Origin of the sequence: Sinorhizobium sp. NFACC03, assembly GCF_900103435.1 — a bacterium.
Taxonomy (GTDB): domain Bacteria; phylum Pseudomonadota; class Alphaproteobacteria; order Rhizobiales; family Rhizobiaceae; genus Ensifer.
Genome location: NZ_FMXF01000007.1, coordinates 16,415 through 32,126 on the forward strand (window position 1 = coordinate 16,415; position 15,712 = coordinate 32,126).

At 61.0% G+C, this 15,712-nt stretch carries 11 protein-coding genes; 4 read left to right on the plus strand and 7 right to left on the minus strand.

What is annotated here, in order from left to right; all coding sequences use genetic code 11:
* Positions 1-8: 8 nt before the first annotated feature.
* The 7 genes from BLU35_RS12245 to BLU35_RS12275 all read right to left on the minus strand — a co-directional run bounded on the left by BLU35_RS12245 (position 9) and on the right by BLU35_RS12275 (position 9,288).
* Complete coding sequence (locus tag BLU35_RS12245) at positions 9-740, minus strand: hypothetical protein (protein ID WP_058329264.1); 732 nt, start codon at positions 738-740, stop codon at positions 9-11.
* Positions 741-750: 10 nt separating this feature from the next.
* Positions 751-2,013, minus strand: a complete 1,263-nt coding sequence (locus BLU35_RS12250; RefSeq protein ID WP_093233193.1) for a glycosyltransferase family 4 protein — start codon at positions 2,011-2,013, stop codon at positions 751-753.
* The gene (locus BLU35_RS12255; protein ID WP_093233194.1) at positions 2,010-2,855 is read right to left on the minus strand and encodes a class I SAM-dependent methyltransferase; all 846 of its coding nucleotides are present in this window, start codon (positions 2,853-2,855) and stop codon (positions 2,010-2,012) included. Before BLU35_RS12255 ends, BLU35_RS12250 begins: the two co-directional genes overlap by 4 nt.
* A complete protein-coding gene (locus BLU35_RS12260; RefSeq protein ID WP_093233195.1) occupies positions 2,852-5,104 on the minus strand; it encodes a glycosyltransferase family 2 protein in 2,253 nt (750 codons plus the stop codon). Before BLU35_RS12260 ends, BLU35_RS12255 begins: the two co-directional genes overlap by 4 nt.
* 67 nt (positions 5,105-5,171) lie before the next feature.
* Complete coding sequence (locus BLU35_RS12265) at positions 5,172-5,831, minus strand: calcium-binding protein (protein WP_093233196.1); 660 nt, start codon at positions 5,829-5,831, stop codon at positions 5,172-5,174.
* 296 nt (positions 5,832-6,127) lie between these two features.
* Positions 6,128-7,546, minus strand: coding sequence for an HlyD family type I secretion periplasmic adaptor subunit (locus BLU35_RS12270; RefSeq protein WP_093233197.1), 1,419 nt, complete (start codon positions 7,544-7,546; stop codon positions 6,128-6,130).
* Positions 7,543-9,288, minus strand: coding sequence for a type I secretion system permease/ATPase (locus tag BLU35_RS12275; protein WP_057249448.1), 1,746 nt, complete (start codon positions 9,286-9,288; stop codon positions 7,543-7,545). Before BLU35_RS12275 ends, BLU35_RS12270 begins: the two co-directional genes overlap by 4 nt.
* Before the next feature lie 232 nt (positions 9,289-9,520).
* Here BLU35_RS12275 and BLU35_RS12280 point away from each other — a divergent pair, with 232 nt between their 5' ends.
* The 4 genes from BLU35_RS12280 (at position 9,521) to BLU35_RS12295 (ending at position 15,707) form a co-directional block, all read left to right on the plus strand.
* Positions 9,521-10,093: a MarR family transcriptional regulator gene (locus tag BLU35_RS12280; RefSeq protein WP_057249450.1), complete on the plus strand. Its 573-nt coding sequence runs from the start codon at positions 9,521-9,523 to the stop codon at positions 10,091-10,093.
* 45 nt (positions 10,094-10,138) lie between these two features.
* Positions 10,139-11,392 carry a glycosyltransferase family 4 protein gene (locus BLU35_RS12285; RefSeq protein ID WP_093233198.1) on the plus strand — a complete coding sequence of 418 codons (1,254 nt, stop codon included), beginning with the start codon at positions 10,139-10,141 and terminating at the stop codon, positions 11,390-11,392.
* 174 nt (positions 11,393-11,566) lie between these two features.
* Complete coding sequence (locus BLU35_RS12290) at positions 11,567-13,039, plus strand: DUF6212 domain-containing protein (RefSeq protein WP_093233199.1); 1,473 nt, start codon at positions 11,567-11,569, stop codon at positions 13,037-13,039.
* Positions 13,026-15,707 carry a glycosyltransferase gene (locus BLU35_RS12295; RefSeq protein ID WP_093233200.1) on the plus strand — a complete coding sequence of 894 codons (2,682 nt, stop codon included), beginning with the start codon at positions 13,026-13,028 and terminating at the stop codon, positions 15,705-15,707. Before BLU35_RS12290 ends, BLU35_RS12295 begins: the two co-directional genes overlap by 14 nt.
* Positions 15,708-15,712: the final 5 nt, after the last annotated feature.

A 15,712-nucleotide genomic window follows, 5' to 3' on the forward strand; every position in this document is an offset into this window, starting at 1 on the left:
TGCGCCCCTCAGGTCCGCAGGAGAAGCGTCAGGATCGCACCTGCGGTAAAGCCCGCAAGCACGAAGAGAAGCAGAAATGCTGGCTTCAAGTCTCCGTTCGAGCGTTGCTTTAAGGCATTGAGGCTCTTTTCCATACCAGCCACAACCCCATCGAGACGCATCAGGTGCACGTCGAGATCGGTCAATCGTTGGGTGATTTCTGTACGCAGGCTAGCAACGTCGTCGCTGACAGCGGCAAGTCCCGCCGCTTCGCCTTCCTCGCCGTCGTCGAGCTTCTGGCGGATGGCTGAGCGCTGAGAGACCTGGAGTTGACGTTGTGCCGCCATCAGCACATCGAGCTTGTCGAGCACTTTTGCCAGCGGAGCGGCGATCAAGGCCTCGGCCGCCTGTTCGTCGGGTTTGGGAACGCGAAGCGGCAACTCGCCGCCTTTTTCCGTAGACGCCATGACAACCAGTTCGCCGGTACGGGCGCTGGCCATGTCAGGCAACGCGATTTCGAAGGCGTGGTTACCGTCGCCGATCCCGTTTCGCTTGAGGTCGGATCGGTTGCGATCGGCCAGTGCCTCGGCGATCACCTTGCCATCCAGGAGCACGCGAATGGCGAGCCGTTTCTCTGGCGTCTCAGGATCGAATGCCCAACCGAAAACGCGGCCCTGGTCAATCGCGTCCACCCGGCCCTTGAGGGGCTTTGCATTGTTTTGTTCCGGTGCGACATCCGGTTTGTCGGCTGCTACAGACATGGTCATTCCTCTAGGCCGCGGCGGTTCGTGCCGGCTCTATCGTGTCGATGAGCGTGAGATAGCGGCGGGCAGTGGCGTCGATATCATCGGGTTTGCGGGCGTTCGCCGAAAGGCGGCGCCTGAGATCGGGGTTTTCCGCGATGCGGCGCATGGCGGCGGCAAGCGCCCGCGGGTCGTTGGGCGTAACGGTCAGGCCGCTCACGCCGTCCTGAACCATTTCGGACATGCCGCCGATATTGCTCGCGATCACGGGCTTGCGCTGGGATTGCGCCTCGCCAATGACGAGCGGCGCATTCTCCCACCAGATCGACGGCACGATGGTGCAATCGACCGCGGCGATGAGTTCGGCAATGTCGTCGCGGCGGTAGGCGCCGCGCTGCTGGACGGTGGGGGCGGTCTTTTTGAACAGGCGGGCGATCTCGTCCTTGAAGCTATCGCTCTGGAACGGCGCGCCGCCGTGTACCCTGAGCTCGAAGCGCAGGCCCTCGTCGATCAGTTGCCGCGCGGCCTCAAGCAGCACGGTGGTGCCCTTCCAGGGATTGAGGTTGCCGAAATAACCGAAGATCGGCCGGTCGTTTTCCTGCCGATCCTTCCGCGTCGGAAGGTCCCGCCGTGGCAAGCCATTCGCGATGACATCGATCTGCTCCCCGTCGAGCCCCCAGTCGATGTATCGTTGTCTCAGGAACTGGCTCGGCGATACGAAACGATCCACCGTGCGCAACAGGGCTTTAAGATGCTGCTCGCGAAGCACGAAGCGGTCGAGCGGGATATCCTTGAAGCAGGCGTGGCAGCGGTCGGGCGTCGACTTGTGGCAAAGCTCCTTGCCGCTGGTTCGCACCATCAGTCCGTCATGGTGGCAAAGCGGATAGTAGTCGTGCAGCGTCATGACGATGCGACACTCCGGCAAGGTCCGGCGCACGATGTGCGGAAACTCGGCGCCGAGCAGCAGCAGGTGGTGAATGTGGAGCACGTCCGGTTGGAAATCGCGCAAAAGCTCGGTCAGATCAGGCACGACGCCATAGAGGTCAATCTGGCTCATGAAGAAACGGTCGAAATGACCGGACCACAAAAGCACCTCGTCGCCCTCAGAGCCAATCGCCTGGAAGCTCGTGCCTGGGCGCACCTGCCGATGGGTCTGGTTGGTGGCGCCGAGGAAGAGTACCTCATGGCCGGCGCGCTGATAGGCGCGGAAGAGGTCGTGCGCGAAAATCTCCGTGCCGCCCGGATGGAGTGCGGGATGATTGTGCGCCGCGACCAGAATGCGCTTCTTCATCCGTTTGCACCCCGGCGTTCGGCAACGAAGACATCCTGGTAGTGACCGGCATCCTGCCCACGCCAATGGCCGAGTGATTTCAGGATGGTTGAAAACCCCGCCCGTTCGAGCGCCCGATCGAGAAAGCCGTCATCGAAACCGACAGCGGCAAGCGGCGGCAGGCCCGGCACGAACCAGCAGGGACCATCACCACTGCGATTGAAGCCAAGGCGCGGATCCCGCCTGCCGTTTTCGTTGTTCGCCGCCATGCGATCGACCACGAACGCCGTCACGAAAAGCCGGCCACCGGGCTTCAGCATGCGGCTGATTTCGCTGAAGTAGACAAGCACCTCGTCCGGCGGGAGGTGGGTGACGATGGACGTCATGATCGCGAAATCGAACGTTCGATCCGGATAGGGGAGCTTCAGCGCCTTTCCGTTGATCTTGCCCATGGGATTGTAGAGCTCGTGGGCAATGTCCACATGCTCGAAAGTGAAATTTGGGTAGACCGGCGTCACGGACTTGCGGCACCAGGCGACACCGCCTTCCACTGGATCGACGCCGACGTAGCGGGCGCGATCGACGTCGAGATACTGTGTGAGCGGAACTGCCATCCGGCCGATGCCGCTACCGATGTCGAGCACGCTGCTTTCCGGCTGCAATCCGCCCATGCGGATGAAATGGCCGAGAAACTCGGCGCCAACCGCCCGGTAGTTGCCGTCTCCGACGAACACGCTGTTGCTGTCGGGCTGTGGCAGGAAACGATTGTTGAGAACCGTTTGAAGCATCCCGTCGATGCGGTCCTCGTTCGGCTGCCAGGCCGTTTGCAGGCTGTCTGCGTGGCGAAGTGCGGGTTGGTTCATGCGGCGCTCCTGGCGGCAGTCCTGTGACCGCTCGGCGCTGCCGCCTCTTCGGCGCCGAGGTAGGCTGGCATCAGCGCGCTGATGTCGTCGTTCCAGCGTTCGGTGTGCAGCCATGCATTGTACTGGCTCGCAACACCGCGCGTGTAATCCTGGCTTCGGCTGATCGACCGCCGCTCCAGATGGTAAAGGCAGGCAGCCGGCTCATAGACGATGTCGAAGCCGGCCTGCCGGATCTTGAGGCAGAGATCGCTGTCTTCGTAGTCGCCGATCACGAAGTCCTCGGCATAGCCGCCGACGAGTTCCCAGACCTCCCGGCGCATGACCTGGCAGGCACCGGTGACCCCAGGCACGACGCGCGTCTTTTGCGCGGGCGCATAGGCACCGGGCATGCCCTTGTAGAAATGGTGGTTCAGCCAGATGTCCTGCTTGTTGCGGGCAAAGTAGAGACCCGCGTGCTGCAGCGAACCGTCCTCGAAGAGAAGCTTCGGGCCGATCGCGCCGAGCGACTTCTCTCTGAGCACGGGGAGTGCAAGCGTCTCGAGCCACCCCGGCCCGCAGGGCACGACATCCGAGTTGAGCATGACGACGACGGAACCGCGGGCATAGCGCGCGCCTGCATTGCATGCACGCGCATAGCCACCGTTGCGGTTCATCACCACGAGCTTCATTGAAAGTCCATGCAAGAGGTGAAAGCCGCCGAGCAGGTGCTCTGTCTCGTCGTGGATTTCAGGGGAATCCAGCACATAGATGATCTCGGCATTGGCGGCGACAAAGGGGTCGGTGGCAAGACCAGAGAGCTGGAAGCGCAGGAAGTCGAGGACGCGGTAGAGTGGCACGACGATCGAGACCAGAGGCGCCTCCAGCATCGGACCGAAGTCCTTCGTCAGATCGACCCTGATCGTCTTTCCCAGTCTTTGCTCCACGTCCTTAAGCGCGGGCGCGAGGATCGTGCGGAATGCCGCATCGATGGCGTGCTGTGGCGGAACAGCCCGCAAAATGCGGTTGCGTTGTGTCGCAGGATCGAAGGGCTGCGGCTTCGGCACAAGCGATTTGACGGCGCCGGAGGCAAGCCGCATCTGGAAACGGGGCTGAAGAAGGGCGCCGAGCGGTTCGCGCAACGGTAGCCAGCTGACAAAGCCCGTTACATCGGTCTTCGAGCCTTCTTCCGCACCACGAGCCCAACCGGGGAATTCATACCAGTTGCCGTCAAGTGGCAGGGCAGTGCCGTCTTCCTGAAGATAGTCAATGCCCGAGAGCACGCCGGACGGGTCACGCGTCCAGCCGCCGACCAGCAGCCCATCGGGTAGTGCGAGCGCCAGATCGATCTCCGCACAGGGGTGGAGTGGGGATTTTCCGGCCTGGCGTGCCGGCAAGGGCGAACGAAGCTGCAGGTCGGTTGCGAGCGCCGTCCCGCTTTCAGGGATCGCAGAGAGGCAACGAACGACGAATTCCCTGAGGCCTGGCGCGGCGCCGTTTTCGGGCCACCATTCCTGGACGCTCGGATGGCGCGAACTGCTATGGGCGACCTCGCGGATGGCAATGCCACGCTTGCCCATGATCATGAGAGAAAGTGCCTGCGGCGCGCGTGGCGTTTCGAGCACGAAGTGGCAACGGCGCCAGCCGCGCTCCGCCCGACCGGTGATGGCGAACTGCTGTGGCAACGGCAGGACTGCGTCGGCGCTCAGCGCATAGATCGCACTGATCTCGCCGAATTCGGCGTTGACGGTCGTTTCCGCCAGGTAACGGCCATGGGCAAGCCGGCACGCGATCGTCGCGGGGCGCTGGCCAAGGTTCAGGGCATGGATCGTGTCGTCGACCAGACCGGTAAAAAACTCGTCGCGGGAAAGCCGGAATGCGCTGCGCCAAACGGTGAGCAGGGTGTTGAGAAACTTGAAGCGCCCCTCCGGCATGAGGCTGGCGAACTGCGCCGCCATATCGAGGAACGAAAGCCGGCCAGCCGGTTCGAGGACGACGGTCTGAAGGACATCGTGATCGACGGCAATTTCCGCAAGCTCGCGCTCGTCTCCGGGACGCATTGCCCAAAAGACGCGTTGCCCGCCGTCGGCGCGCGGGAGGGTCATGCTGACAAGAGGAACGAGGGATCGCGATGCAGAAAGCGCGTATTTGGTTTTCGCCGGCAGGTCTGCGGGTGCGTCCCAGATCAGCACAGCAACATCAAGGCTGAGCCTGAATGCCACAGCAGTTGCGAACTCCTGGCTGAGGCTCCTGATACGGTCGTCTGCCGTCACGCGCTACTCCTGAAGGACGAAAAAGGAGGGCGCCCCACCGGGAGGAAGCGGGGCGCGCCGGTCAATCTCAATGGATCGTGAAATAGTGGTTCGGGTTTGCCTGGATGTCGTCGGCATCGGCATTGACAAGCGTCAGCGTGTCGCCATGGCCGAAGTCGATCACGACGTTGCCACCAACCTGTGTAACGCGCGATGCCAGATCTTCCGGAGAAGAGATGTCGAGGCCGTTGATGTCCTTCGAAATCTGCAGCAGGTCTTCGCCGGGCGTGAAGTCGAGGATGACGTCGTTGCCGCCACCGCCGTCGAATACGAAGACATCGCTGCCGTCGCCGCCGGTCATGACGTCGTCGCCCTGGCCGCCGTTGATGACGTCGTTGTCAGCACCACCGAACAGGATGTCGCTGCCGCGGCCACCCATAAGCAGGTCGCTGCCGCCGCCGCCAATGAGAATGTCGTTCCCATTGTCGCCATTAAGCAGGTCATCACCCTGGCCGCCAAACAGGACATCGTTCCCGTTCTCGCCATGGAGAATATCGCTGCCCCAACCGCCAAACAGGGTATCGCTACCGTTGCCGCCGAACAGCAGGTCATCACCTTCGTCACCGAAGATGGTGTCGTCGCCATTGCCTCCGTTCACGAAGTCATCGCCAGCACGAGCGTGGATGAAGTCGTCGAAGCGTGAGCCAAAAAGGGCGTCATCATACGCGCCGCCTTCCAACGTGGCCATATGCTACTCCTCTTAGTTGTTGCTTACGCCCATCTCCGGCTCTCAAAAAAACCTTGGATGAGCGCCGGGACATTGCACTGCAAAAAAACATATGGCAACAGCAAAAACAAAATAAATACAGATGTACTGTGCTGTTATCTGCTACCTCTGATGTATATTATGTGTCGGTTTGATGTTTATCCCTGGAATATAAGGGGTAGGTATCTTTGGTATTACTTGGAATTCAATTCAAATTTAGAAATAAATTGCCGGCGAAATTGAATTTCGCCGGCTTCGAAAGGTGGTTAAGTTCTAGTTCAGTCTTCGCGGAAGGCGCGGTTCAGGCTATCCGCAATCGGTGAGACCATGTAATCAATCGCTGAACGTGGCTTGTGGACGATCAGGACCTCGGCAGGCATGCCGGGATAGAGCCGAATGTCGGGGTTGGCACTGAGCGACGCAGCCGCAATGCGGGCACGCGCCACGTAGTATGAGACATTCGATTTCTCATCGACCGACTGGTCGGCCGCAACATAGCTGATCTCGCCGTCAAGAGGCAGGTGCGTGCGTTGGTTGTAGGCCGTCAGCCGGATCTGCGTCTTCGAGCCGATGTCGATGCTGTCGATGTCACGGGTGCCGACATGCATTTCTACGAGCAGTGGCTCGTCCTCGGGCACAATATCGAGGAGCGGTTGCCCCGCCGAGACGGCGCTGCCTGCCGTGCGCAGCTGAATGTTGGTGACGATCCCGGCCTGTGGTGAGCGGATGTCGAGGCGGGTCAGGATGTCCTTGGCGGACACCAATCGTTCTTCGACATCGGAAAGCTCAAGGCGGGCCGTGGTGATTTCGCCGGCAATCTCGGACTGGAACTCATTCTCGATACCGGTCAACCCGAGTTCTGCTCCGGCTTCCGCCTTTTCGGCCTGGGCCTTATTGCCGGCGAGTTCGCCACGGGTTGCCGCCAGTTCGCTGAGCTTGGCATCGATCTCGATAAGCTTCGAGCGCTGCGCGAACTCCTTCGCGACGAGAGTGGCGATCGCGGTTCGCTGCTCGGTAATCAGTTCGATCTGTCGATCGGTCGCGCGGATCTGCTCGGCGAGCGATTTGGCTTTCTCCGAAAATTCTTCGATGGTCTTGCCCTGAACATCGAGGCGACCGGCTTTTGCTTCGCGCCGGCGCTCGAAAAAGTTCGTTTCGGCTTTCACCGCATCATCGGCTGCCGGATCCGGCGCGCCCTTCAGATCATCAGGGAATGTGATTTCTTGTGAATCCGTCTGTTCCGCCCTCAGGCGGGCAAGCTTCGCAATCAGACCGAGGCGACGGCTTTGCAGCGCCTGCAGGTCGGAGCGCGCGCGGGTATCTTCGAGCTTGACGAGTGGTTGCCCGGCCGCAACACGATCCCCCTCCTGGACGAGCAGGCGCTTGAGAATGCCGCCCTCGAAGTGGCTGACGGTCTTGCGTTTCGAATCGACTACTATCGTGCCGCTTGCGACCGAGGCGCTGCTGAGTTCTGTCGAGAAGGCCCAGCCGAAAAAGCCGCCAAAAGCGACGAGGATGGTCGTGAGACCGGCAAGGACCACGCCGCGCAGCGGGGCGGAAGCGCTGCCTTCGGCATCGGAGTCCAGCCCATGCAGCGGATGAGGCCGGTCGATGATGGCTGGCAGGTTCTCACCGCCACGCGATGTCACCGCGTTCTTTGCATCGCGCGCTATCGGTAAATTGGGTTTCTTTGTCATGCGGAAACGCCTTCCCGTCTCGGTTCTCCCGGGGTCATGGATGCGACGACGTCGGTGCGCGGTCCGAACTGGGTGATTCGGCCGTTTTCGAGGACGAGCAGCTTGTCTGCCGCCTGCATGATGGTTGGCCGGTGGGCGATCATGATGACGATCGCGCCGTCGTTGCGGGCGCGCTCGATCGCACGGATCAATGCCCGCTCGCCGATCGCGTCGAGGTTGGCGTTCGGCTCGTCGAGGACGATCAGGCGGGGGCGGTCATAGAGGCAGCGGGCAAGTGCGATGCGTTGCCGCTGGCCACCGGAAAGCGTCAAATGGCCATCACCGACCGGCGTATCGTAACCAAGTGGCAGCCGGCCGATCATGTCGTGCACGTCGGCAAGGCGGGCGGCGTCGAGCACCTTTTGAGGCTCACCTTCCTCCATGCGCGAAATGTTATCACGGATGGTACCCTCGAGCAGCGAGACCGATTGCGGCAGGTAGCCGGTCATCTGCCCGAACGAAGCGCGCTCCCAAAGATAAACGTTGTTGCCGTCGAGGAAAACGCCGCCCGTGGTCGGCTTCAAAATGCCGACAAGGAGGCGGGCAAGCGTCGACTTTCCCGCAGCCGACGGCCCGACGATGCCGAGCACCTCGCCCGGCGAAAGCGAAAATCCGATGCCCTTGATGATAGGCACATCGAGACCGGGGGCGGCATAGACCAGCTTGTCGACGACGAGATCGCCTTGTGTGCGCGGCTGCGGCATCGTCTGGCGTACGGCGAGATCTTCCTTGAGTGCCGCCTCGATCCGTCGCCAACTGGCGATGGCCAGCACCCATTGGCGCCAGTTTTCGATCATCGAATCAAATGGGGCGAGAAGGCGTCCGACCAGAATGGTCGTGGCCATCATCGCGCCGGGCGAGATCTCCTGCTTCATCACGAGGATAGAGCCCGTCGCCAGCGCTGCCGCCTGGATCATGAAGCGCAGCGAGCGGGTGATGGAGGCCATCGCCTTGCTTCGGCTGCCGCTGACTTCGAGCGCATCCAGCGCATGAAGTTGCGCCGCGCGCCAGCGGCGGGCGAGTGCGGGGAGCATTCCCATTGCCTCAATCGCCTCGGCGTGGCGCAAGCTCGCACCAATTTTCGAGACGGCCTCGATATTGGCTTGATTGGCCTCTTTCATCAGCCGGCGAGTCAGCAAATCAGTCAGCAATCCACAACACACGAGCAGGGCAATGGAAATGGCGCCAAGAAGGCCGAACATCGGGTGCAGCGCAAAGAGCACGCCGAGGAAGATTGGCGACCAAGCGGCATCGAGCGGTGCACTGACGGCGGAGGTCGTGAGAAAGCTGCGCAACTCAGCCAGGTCCCTTAGCGACTGGGTCGCGCGGGTCAGCCCTTGATCGGCCGCCGCCTGCACTGCCGCGGTCAACACTGGCAGGTTCAGCCAACGCACGACCGCGCTTCCCATCGCCTGGAACGTCAGCGCCCGGATGTATTCGAGCACGCCATAGATAATGAGCGCGCCGATCACCAGAATCGTCAGCATGGTAAGCGTATCCATGCTCTGGCTGTTCAGGACGCGGTCGTGGACCTGCATCATGTAAAGCGGCGTGGAGAGCTGCAAGATGCCGATGCAAGCGCTCAGCAGCGCTGCATAAATAAGTGCCAAAACGAACACGCGGCGCGCCTTCAAAATAAGCAGCCGTGGATCGTTTGCTCCATTTTGCGCCGTCTTTGGCCCAATTTGGTTCTTGCTAATCATATTGCCTCGTTTGCTGTCACGCGTGGCGAATTTCTGGATAAGTTCGTTGGGGTCTTGAGGAAGCTATTTTGTTTGTTATCACTTAAATCACAGTGTTGCCGTGATAAGTGTGACACAATAATGGTGGAATGCTCAAGATAATCATATTCGGGGGGAGTAAAGGGGGCGAAAAATTGCTTCAAAATTTGAAGTAATTTTTGAATATCGTAGTAATGCTTAGTTGGAGAGAGGGATGAATCAAAAGATTCTCTATCCGTTCGCAGATTTCGGCGGCGCTGTTGCCATCCGCCCCGGGGATGACGCAGTTGGTAGTGCCGCTGAACACGAAGATATTGGCCAGGAGAGCGAAGCCTCCGTGGTCTCGTATTTCGAGTTGGCGCGGATGATGGAGCGAGCAAGCAGACGGTTTACCGGCCTGTTGCGCGCCGAGCTGACAAAGCTTGGCGTCGACGACATTGGCCCGGCGCAAGCCATGGTCTTGCTCGCGATCGGCGATGCCGAGGTGTCCGTGGCTGAGCTTTTGGATCGCGGCCATTATGTCGGTTCCAATGTGTCCTACTATCTGAAGCAACTCGGCGATGGGGAATATATCGACCGGGCTGCATCGCAGCGCGACCGGCGCTCGGCTCGCATTCGGCTTTCGGAAAAGGGCAGGCAGCTCTGCGATTCGCTCAGGAAAGCTGCCGGTGCCTATGAACGGGTGCTCAGCCACGGCGAGCAGGACCGGCGCAATCTCGAAACCGCATTTCAAACGCTGCACCGGCTTGAGCTGGTTTGGGGGAATGCGACGCGCTACGGCATCTGAGCCGCGGCGCGAACGCTGTCCTTTCATCGGTAAAAGGCTAGGAACATGCACGTAGCATTTGTACACCGGCGCGGCTTCTGCCAATTCGCCGCTCTCGCGGCCCATTTGGCGCAGACGGGAAATGAAGTAACTCTCGTGACGGAAACCGTCGATCAGCGGATTCCGTCAACGCGGGTCATCCGCCACAGGGCGGAACCGGGACCGCAGGCCAATGCGCAAATGGCAAGGCATTTGGGCGTCCCGGACCATCACGTCCGCATAGGTCACCGGGTCGCAGAGACCTTCGACGCGATGGCAAAGCAAGGCCAGGTGCCCGATGTCATCGTTGGGCACACGGGCTGGGGCAGCATGATGTTCGTCAAGGACGTGCTGCCGAACGTACCAGCGCTCGGCTATTGCGAATTCTTCTATCGCGCTGAAGGGGCGGACATTGGTTTTGCCCCTGACGACCAACCCGATTCGGACACGCGAAAGCGGTTGCGTCTGCGCAATATGGCGCAGCTTCTGTCGCTGGAGGCAATGGATGGCGGCATCAGTCCGACCCATTGGCAAAGGAGCCTCTATCCGGCCGAGCACCGCGGACGCATCGCCGTCTGCCATGAGGGCGTCGATACGCGCGTCTTCCGTCCGGATGCATCGGCCTCCCTCAAGCTTCCGGATGGGCGGGTGCTGAAGGCCGGCGATCCGCCGATCGTCACTTTCGTGGCCCGCGACCTGGAACCCTATCGCGGCTTTCCACAGGCGCTTGCGGCGGCGGCGAAAGTCGCGCGGGAACATCCCAATGCGCTCTTCGTGTTCGTCGGGGGCGATGGCGTCAGCTACGGCGCTCCGCCGCCGGGCGGAGGCTCCTGGAGGGATCACCTGCTTCAGTCCCTGGATGTGCCGGCGGACAGGTTCCTGTTTCCGGGCGTCGTGCCACATGCCGTGTTGCGACAGCTCTTCCAGATCTCGGCGGCGCATATCTACCTGACCTATCCCTTCGTGCTTTCCTGGTCGGTGCTGGAGGCCATGGCCTGCGGCGCACTTGTCATCGGGTCGGATACCGCCCCGATGCAGGAAGTCGTGAGTTCCGGCCGCAACGGCATGCTTGTGCCATTCTTTGATACGGACGCGCTCGCCGGTGTCGTTTCCGAAGCGTTGCGTCATCCGGAAAAGTATACGGACATGCGTGCGGCCGCGCGCCGGACGATCGAGCAGCGGTTCCGGCTGGGTGATTGCATCGCGCGGCAGATGATGTTGCTGGACAAGGCAACAAGCAGTGCTTCTACCTCTAATATCTCACTGGTTTCATCTGCATAATACTTCAAAATCCGAAGTATTATTTCACGAAAAACACAAATATCACTTATTGTGCAGTGCAAATAACCTTGATATGCTTCTCGTATGAGCTTGAATTCGCCGATGTATTTCGTTTCGGCGAATTCAACTTCAGAGGGAACTTGTTCATATTGAAGGTGGCGCGTGCAAGAGTTGATGTCTTCTGGCGTGAGGTATTCGCAGGCGAAGCGAAAGCTGGTGGTGGCATCTGATCATGACAGGGCGAGTGTCGAAGGTAGCGGCATCGAGCACCTGGTTCATTTCCTTCCCAAGGGCGATCGGGCCCAGACCACTCTCGAAAACGTATTCCCGCTGATCGGGCTTGCCTTCTCAAAAGAGGGGGAGGAAGACCTTGCGGAACGGCTCGTGTCCTTGCGTGCGCTTGGCACCGTACCGGATTTCCCGGTCAAGCGGTTGAGCGCACACACGGCGGCGGAAAGTGCCGTAATCATTCAGGCGTTGGTCGACGGTGGTGTCGGGCGTCTTGCGCGGTTTTCGAGTGCGATCACGTCGGAACTCGCGCTGTTGCGCCGCGAGCGCGAAACGCTGCTCGAAAATTATCGTGCGCTCGAAGACGCCTTCCAGGCGCGCAATTGGGAGCCGGTCACCGAGGTCTTTGCGCACGATCCCTATGTCGACCCGAAGGACGAAGGCATCGGCCATCTGATTGCCAATGCTTTCGTCGAGCAACTCCTGCCGGTGTCCAGCCATGGCGTGGCAGGCATCGCGCTCCACTTCAATTCGGTTCCGAGAGACGGTGGCGAACTGGTCGTCGTCCTGAGTTATATCGAAAGCGGCGAAGGCGTGGCCGAATGGTCCGTGCCGTTTTCACAGCTGGTGCCTACGTGGAACTTCTTCGCCTTGCCGCGCACCTGCGGAGGCGGCGCAAGAACGTTGCGGTTGAGGGTGTCAACGACGGGCTCGGAAACCATCGGTCTTTCGCTCGGTTACCCCATTGCCAGCGAGCATTACACCGCACGCTCCGAAACGCGTCACGCCGACCTCGATCTGCGTCCGCTCGCGTTCCGCATCTATACGGGCCTTCCCGGCGTCAAGCCGACACGCATGCCCAACATGATCGCGCCAACAGCGCTGCTCGACGGTCACTTCATCGAGGATTACCGGCTGTCGGTGGATCTCTTGAGCCAGATCGTCGACGTTTCCGTCACGCCGGTGGTTCCGGAGTTCCAGACTGTGCGCTACCTTGAGCACGACAACGCAGTAGTCTGCCATCCGCTGGCGAGCGGTGTGTCGGCCGGCGCCATCGGTCGGGCGGTCGAACCGGGCACCATATCCTTTTCGGCAAGCGCCATCGTCGATCATCCGAAGGGGGCGCCGGCTGCGGTCAGCTTCTTGCTGGCACCTGCGACTTCGAATGCGCGCTCGGAAGTCGCTGAACTCGCCCGCAAGGGCTCGGTTAAGCCTTCGGCTTTCTTCAGCGGCTGGCGCGAGGTCACGAACCAGCAACCGATCAATATCAATTTTCAATTGGACGAGCCGGTGCGCCATCCCATGGATCTGGTGATCCTCAGCCGCGCGGTCACCGACTCCGTCGATTTTTCCTGGCTCAAGGTGTCGGGCTTCCGGATGGTAAAGCAGTCGGGTGGTGCATCTCATGTCAAGCAATAGCGATCCACGCGATCTGATAGCGATTGCCATGCCGCTCTACGGGCACGCGGCGCTAGCACTCGAGGCAATCGAGTCCGCATTAGCTTCGGCGCTTTCAGATTGCCGGATCGCCATCGTCGTCTCGGTCGATGGTGACCCGCGGCACGAAACCTTCGATCAATTGCTCTTGTTTTCTGCGGCTCATCCCGACATCCACGTGGTCTTCGGCCGGAATGCAGGGCCGGGCGGCGCGCGCAACCGGGCCATCGACTATGTGCTCGAAAACCTGTCCGAAGCGAAGGCTGTCTATTTTCTCGACGCCGACAATCGCGTTCTGCCGGGCACGATCGAAACCCTTTACCGCCAACTACGTGAGAGCGGCGCCGGCTGGGTCTATACCAATATCGATACCTTCTCGGTGAGCTGGCGAGCGCACTACGGCAACCACTATTCCAGGCTGGTTCACTGCATCACCGACAACATCTGCGACACGGGCTCGATGATCTCCATCGATGTCTTCCGGGAGGGCGTTCGTTTCAACGACGACCGGCAGAACGGTTTCGAGGACTGGGAATTCTGGCTTTCCTGCGTGGAACACGGTTTCGTCGGCACGCCTTGCCACGAGACGACCTTCGAATACCGCTTGCGGGCGGAAAGCCGGTTCAAGGAAGCCAACCGCGACCGTGCGACGTCCGTAAGCTTCCTCAGGAAGCGCCACAGAGCGCTGTTCCAAAGGCCGATGCTCGTCGACTTTGAACACGAGGAATGCCCCCGCTATCTCTTCGCACGCACTGAAGACGCGGCGATCTCGTTCTTCACCGACCCGACCAAGCAGCCGAAGAGGCTGCGCCTCGACGATATCATCCCGGCCTTCTGGGCAAATACCGGCGAGCCGGACAACGTGCACTTTCCGCCATTCGTGATGGCCGGCAGCGGGGCGACGTTCGATCTGCTCTTGCGCTCGCGCATGTTGCCGAACGTTCTTTGCCACCTGGAGCGGCTGAGCGAGAAGGCGAACGTCGTGTTCGTCCACCTCGGCAACGACGCCACACAGCGCAAGATCGAGCCGACTTTCCTCGATGCCGGATCCGAGCACCTCGGCCAGCCGGATCTCATCTTCATTTCGACGGCGCTTTTGCGCGATGTCATCCGCAACAACGCGCTCGACTGGTTCGCCTCGATCGGCAGCCAGCAGGTCTGGCCGACATCGGCGGTCCTCAAAGTGCGGTTCCCATTCCCGAGGGCCCTGCCGCGCCGCACGCTCATCACGCCGCAACAGGTCATGATCAACTGCGTCAACGCCATTGCCACGAGCCCGCTGCGCCGCACCGCCGGCCGCCGCTGGACCTGGCGCCCGCCACGGCTCATGCCCTATTCCGATCTGCATAAAGCCTTACGCACGGAAATCGGCGGTTCGCCGGTGCTGCCGCTCGGTCACAGCGAGGCCGGAAAGAAAACGGCAGCGTTGCTCGTGCCCAACGCCTCCTTCGGTGGCGCCGAGAAGGTGATCTATGCTGCGTCCCGGGAATTGCGCGCCGCCGGCTATGAGACGCATCTGTTCGTGCTTGGCACCAGCCGAATGGACGTGATCGACGAGTTCGATGCGAGCTTCGATTACGTTCATTTCTGGGATCAGGGCATTCCGGCCTGGGGCGGCTCCGGCTCGTTCCTCGGACACGACTTCATCGCCGAACATCATGAGGTCGATTGGGGCGCGTTGAAGGGCCAGCTTTCGGGATTCGATCTCGTCATCAACAACCACGTCATGGCGATGCACCCGCTGATCGCCCGGCTGCGTTCCGAAGGCACGCGCACGGCCTGCTATCTGCACGTCGTTGACAACACGCCGTTCAAGCGTCCGGCCGGCCAGCCTTTCGCAGCGATCGCGCACGAGCATTGCTACGACGCCTTCCTGACCTGCTCGGAACAGCTCAAGTTTTATCTGCATAGCTTCGGCGTACCGCTTGAAAAGATATTCGCGGTTCCGAACGGCGCGAGCTTCTCGGTCCCGCCGAAGGTGCTTGCGGAGGTGCTGCAGGTGCGGCGGATCGAACGTAAGGACGATCGGTTGAGGCTTCTCTACATGGGCCGCCTCGACCAGCAGAAAGGCATCGACCGGCTCGCCGCGACGATTTCGGAGCTGCGCGCGGCGCGTGTGCCGTTCGACGCCCGGGCGATCGGCGGCGAGATCCTGGCTGATGCCAGCTTCTCCTGGACCGACCGGCTGAAAGAGCTTGGCGTCGAGGTGCGCCCGCCCGTCTTTGCAAGCCGGGATCTGATCAAGGCGCTCGGCTGGGCCGACGTGCTGGTCATGCCGTCGCGCTGGGAAGGTGCGCCCTTGATGATCGCTGAAGCGCAGCAGCTTGGCTGCGTCCCGATCGCGACTGCCGTCGGGGCCGTCGACGAGCTGATCGTTGATCGTGAGGACGGCATCCTGATCGACGCTCCCTCCGACCCGCAAGTGGTACGAGACATGGTGAAGGCGATCACTGAGGTTGCTCATGACCGCAACCTGCTTGCCCCCATCATGGAAGGCTGCCTCAGAACGGCGGCGCGCCGTGCCTGGCCAAACTCTTTCGCGGAGTTCCTTGGCTGGTGTGACGGCTCCGTGAACAATTCATCTCTTTCGCGCGCCAAGGTTATCCGTGCGCGTGAGACATCCAATACCGGCGTTGCAGCAGCAGTTTGAGCGCG

Excerpts from the sequence above, each read along its gene's own strand:
- BLU35_RS12245 (WP_058329264.1), bottom strand. The coding sequence starts at position 740 with ATGTCTGTAGCAGCCGACAAACCGGATGTCGCACCGGAACAAAACAAT.
- BLU35_RS12250 (WP_093233193.1), bottom strand. The coding sequence starts at position 2,013 with ATGAAGAAGCGCATTCTGGTCGCGGCGCACAATCATCCCGCACTCCAT.
- BLU35_RS12255 (WP_093233194.1), bottom strand. The coding sequence starts at position 2,855 with ATGAACCAACCCGCACTTCGCCACGCAGACAGCCTGCAAACGGCCTGG.
- BLU35_RS12265 (WP_093233196.1), bottom strand. The coding sequence starts at position 5,831 with ATGGCCACGTTGGAAGGCGGCGCGTATGATGACGCCCTTTTTGGCTCA.
- BLU35_RS12270 (WP_093233197.1), bottom strand. The coding sequence starts at position 7,546 with ATGACAAAGAAACCCAATTTACCGATAGCGCGCGATGCAAAGAACGCG.
- BLU35_RS12275 (WP_057249448.1), bottom strand. The coding sequence starts at position 9,288 with ATGATTAGCAAGAACCAAATTGGGCCAAAGACGGCGCAAAATGGAGCA.
- BLU35_RS12280 (WP_057249450.1), top strand. The coding sequence starts at position 9,521 with ATGAATCAAAAGATTCTCTATCCGTTCGCAGATTTCGGCGGCGCTGTT.
- BLU35_RS12285 (WP_093233198.1), top strand. The coding sequence starts at position 10,139 with ATGCACGTAGCATTTGTACACCGGCGCGGCTTCTGCCAATTCGCCGCT.
- BLU35_RS12290 (WP_093233199.1), top strand. The coding sequence starts at position 11,567 with ATGTCTTCTGGCGTGAGGTATTCGCAGGCGAAGCGAAAGCTGGTGGTG.
- BLU35_RS12295 (WP_093233200.1), top strand. The coding sequence starts at position 13,026 with ATGTCAAGCAATAGCGATCCACGCGATCTGATAGCGATTGCCATGCCG.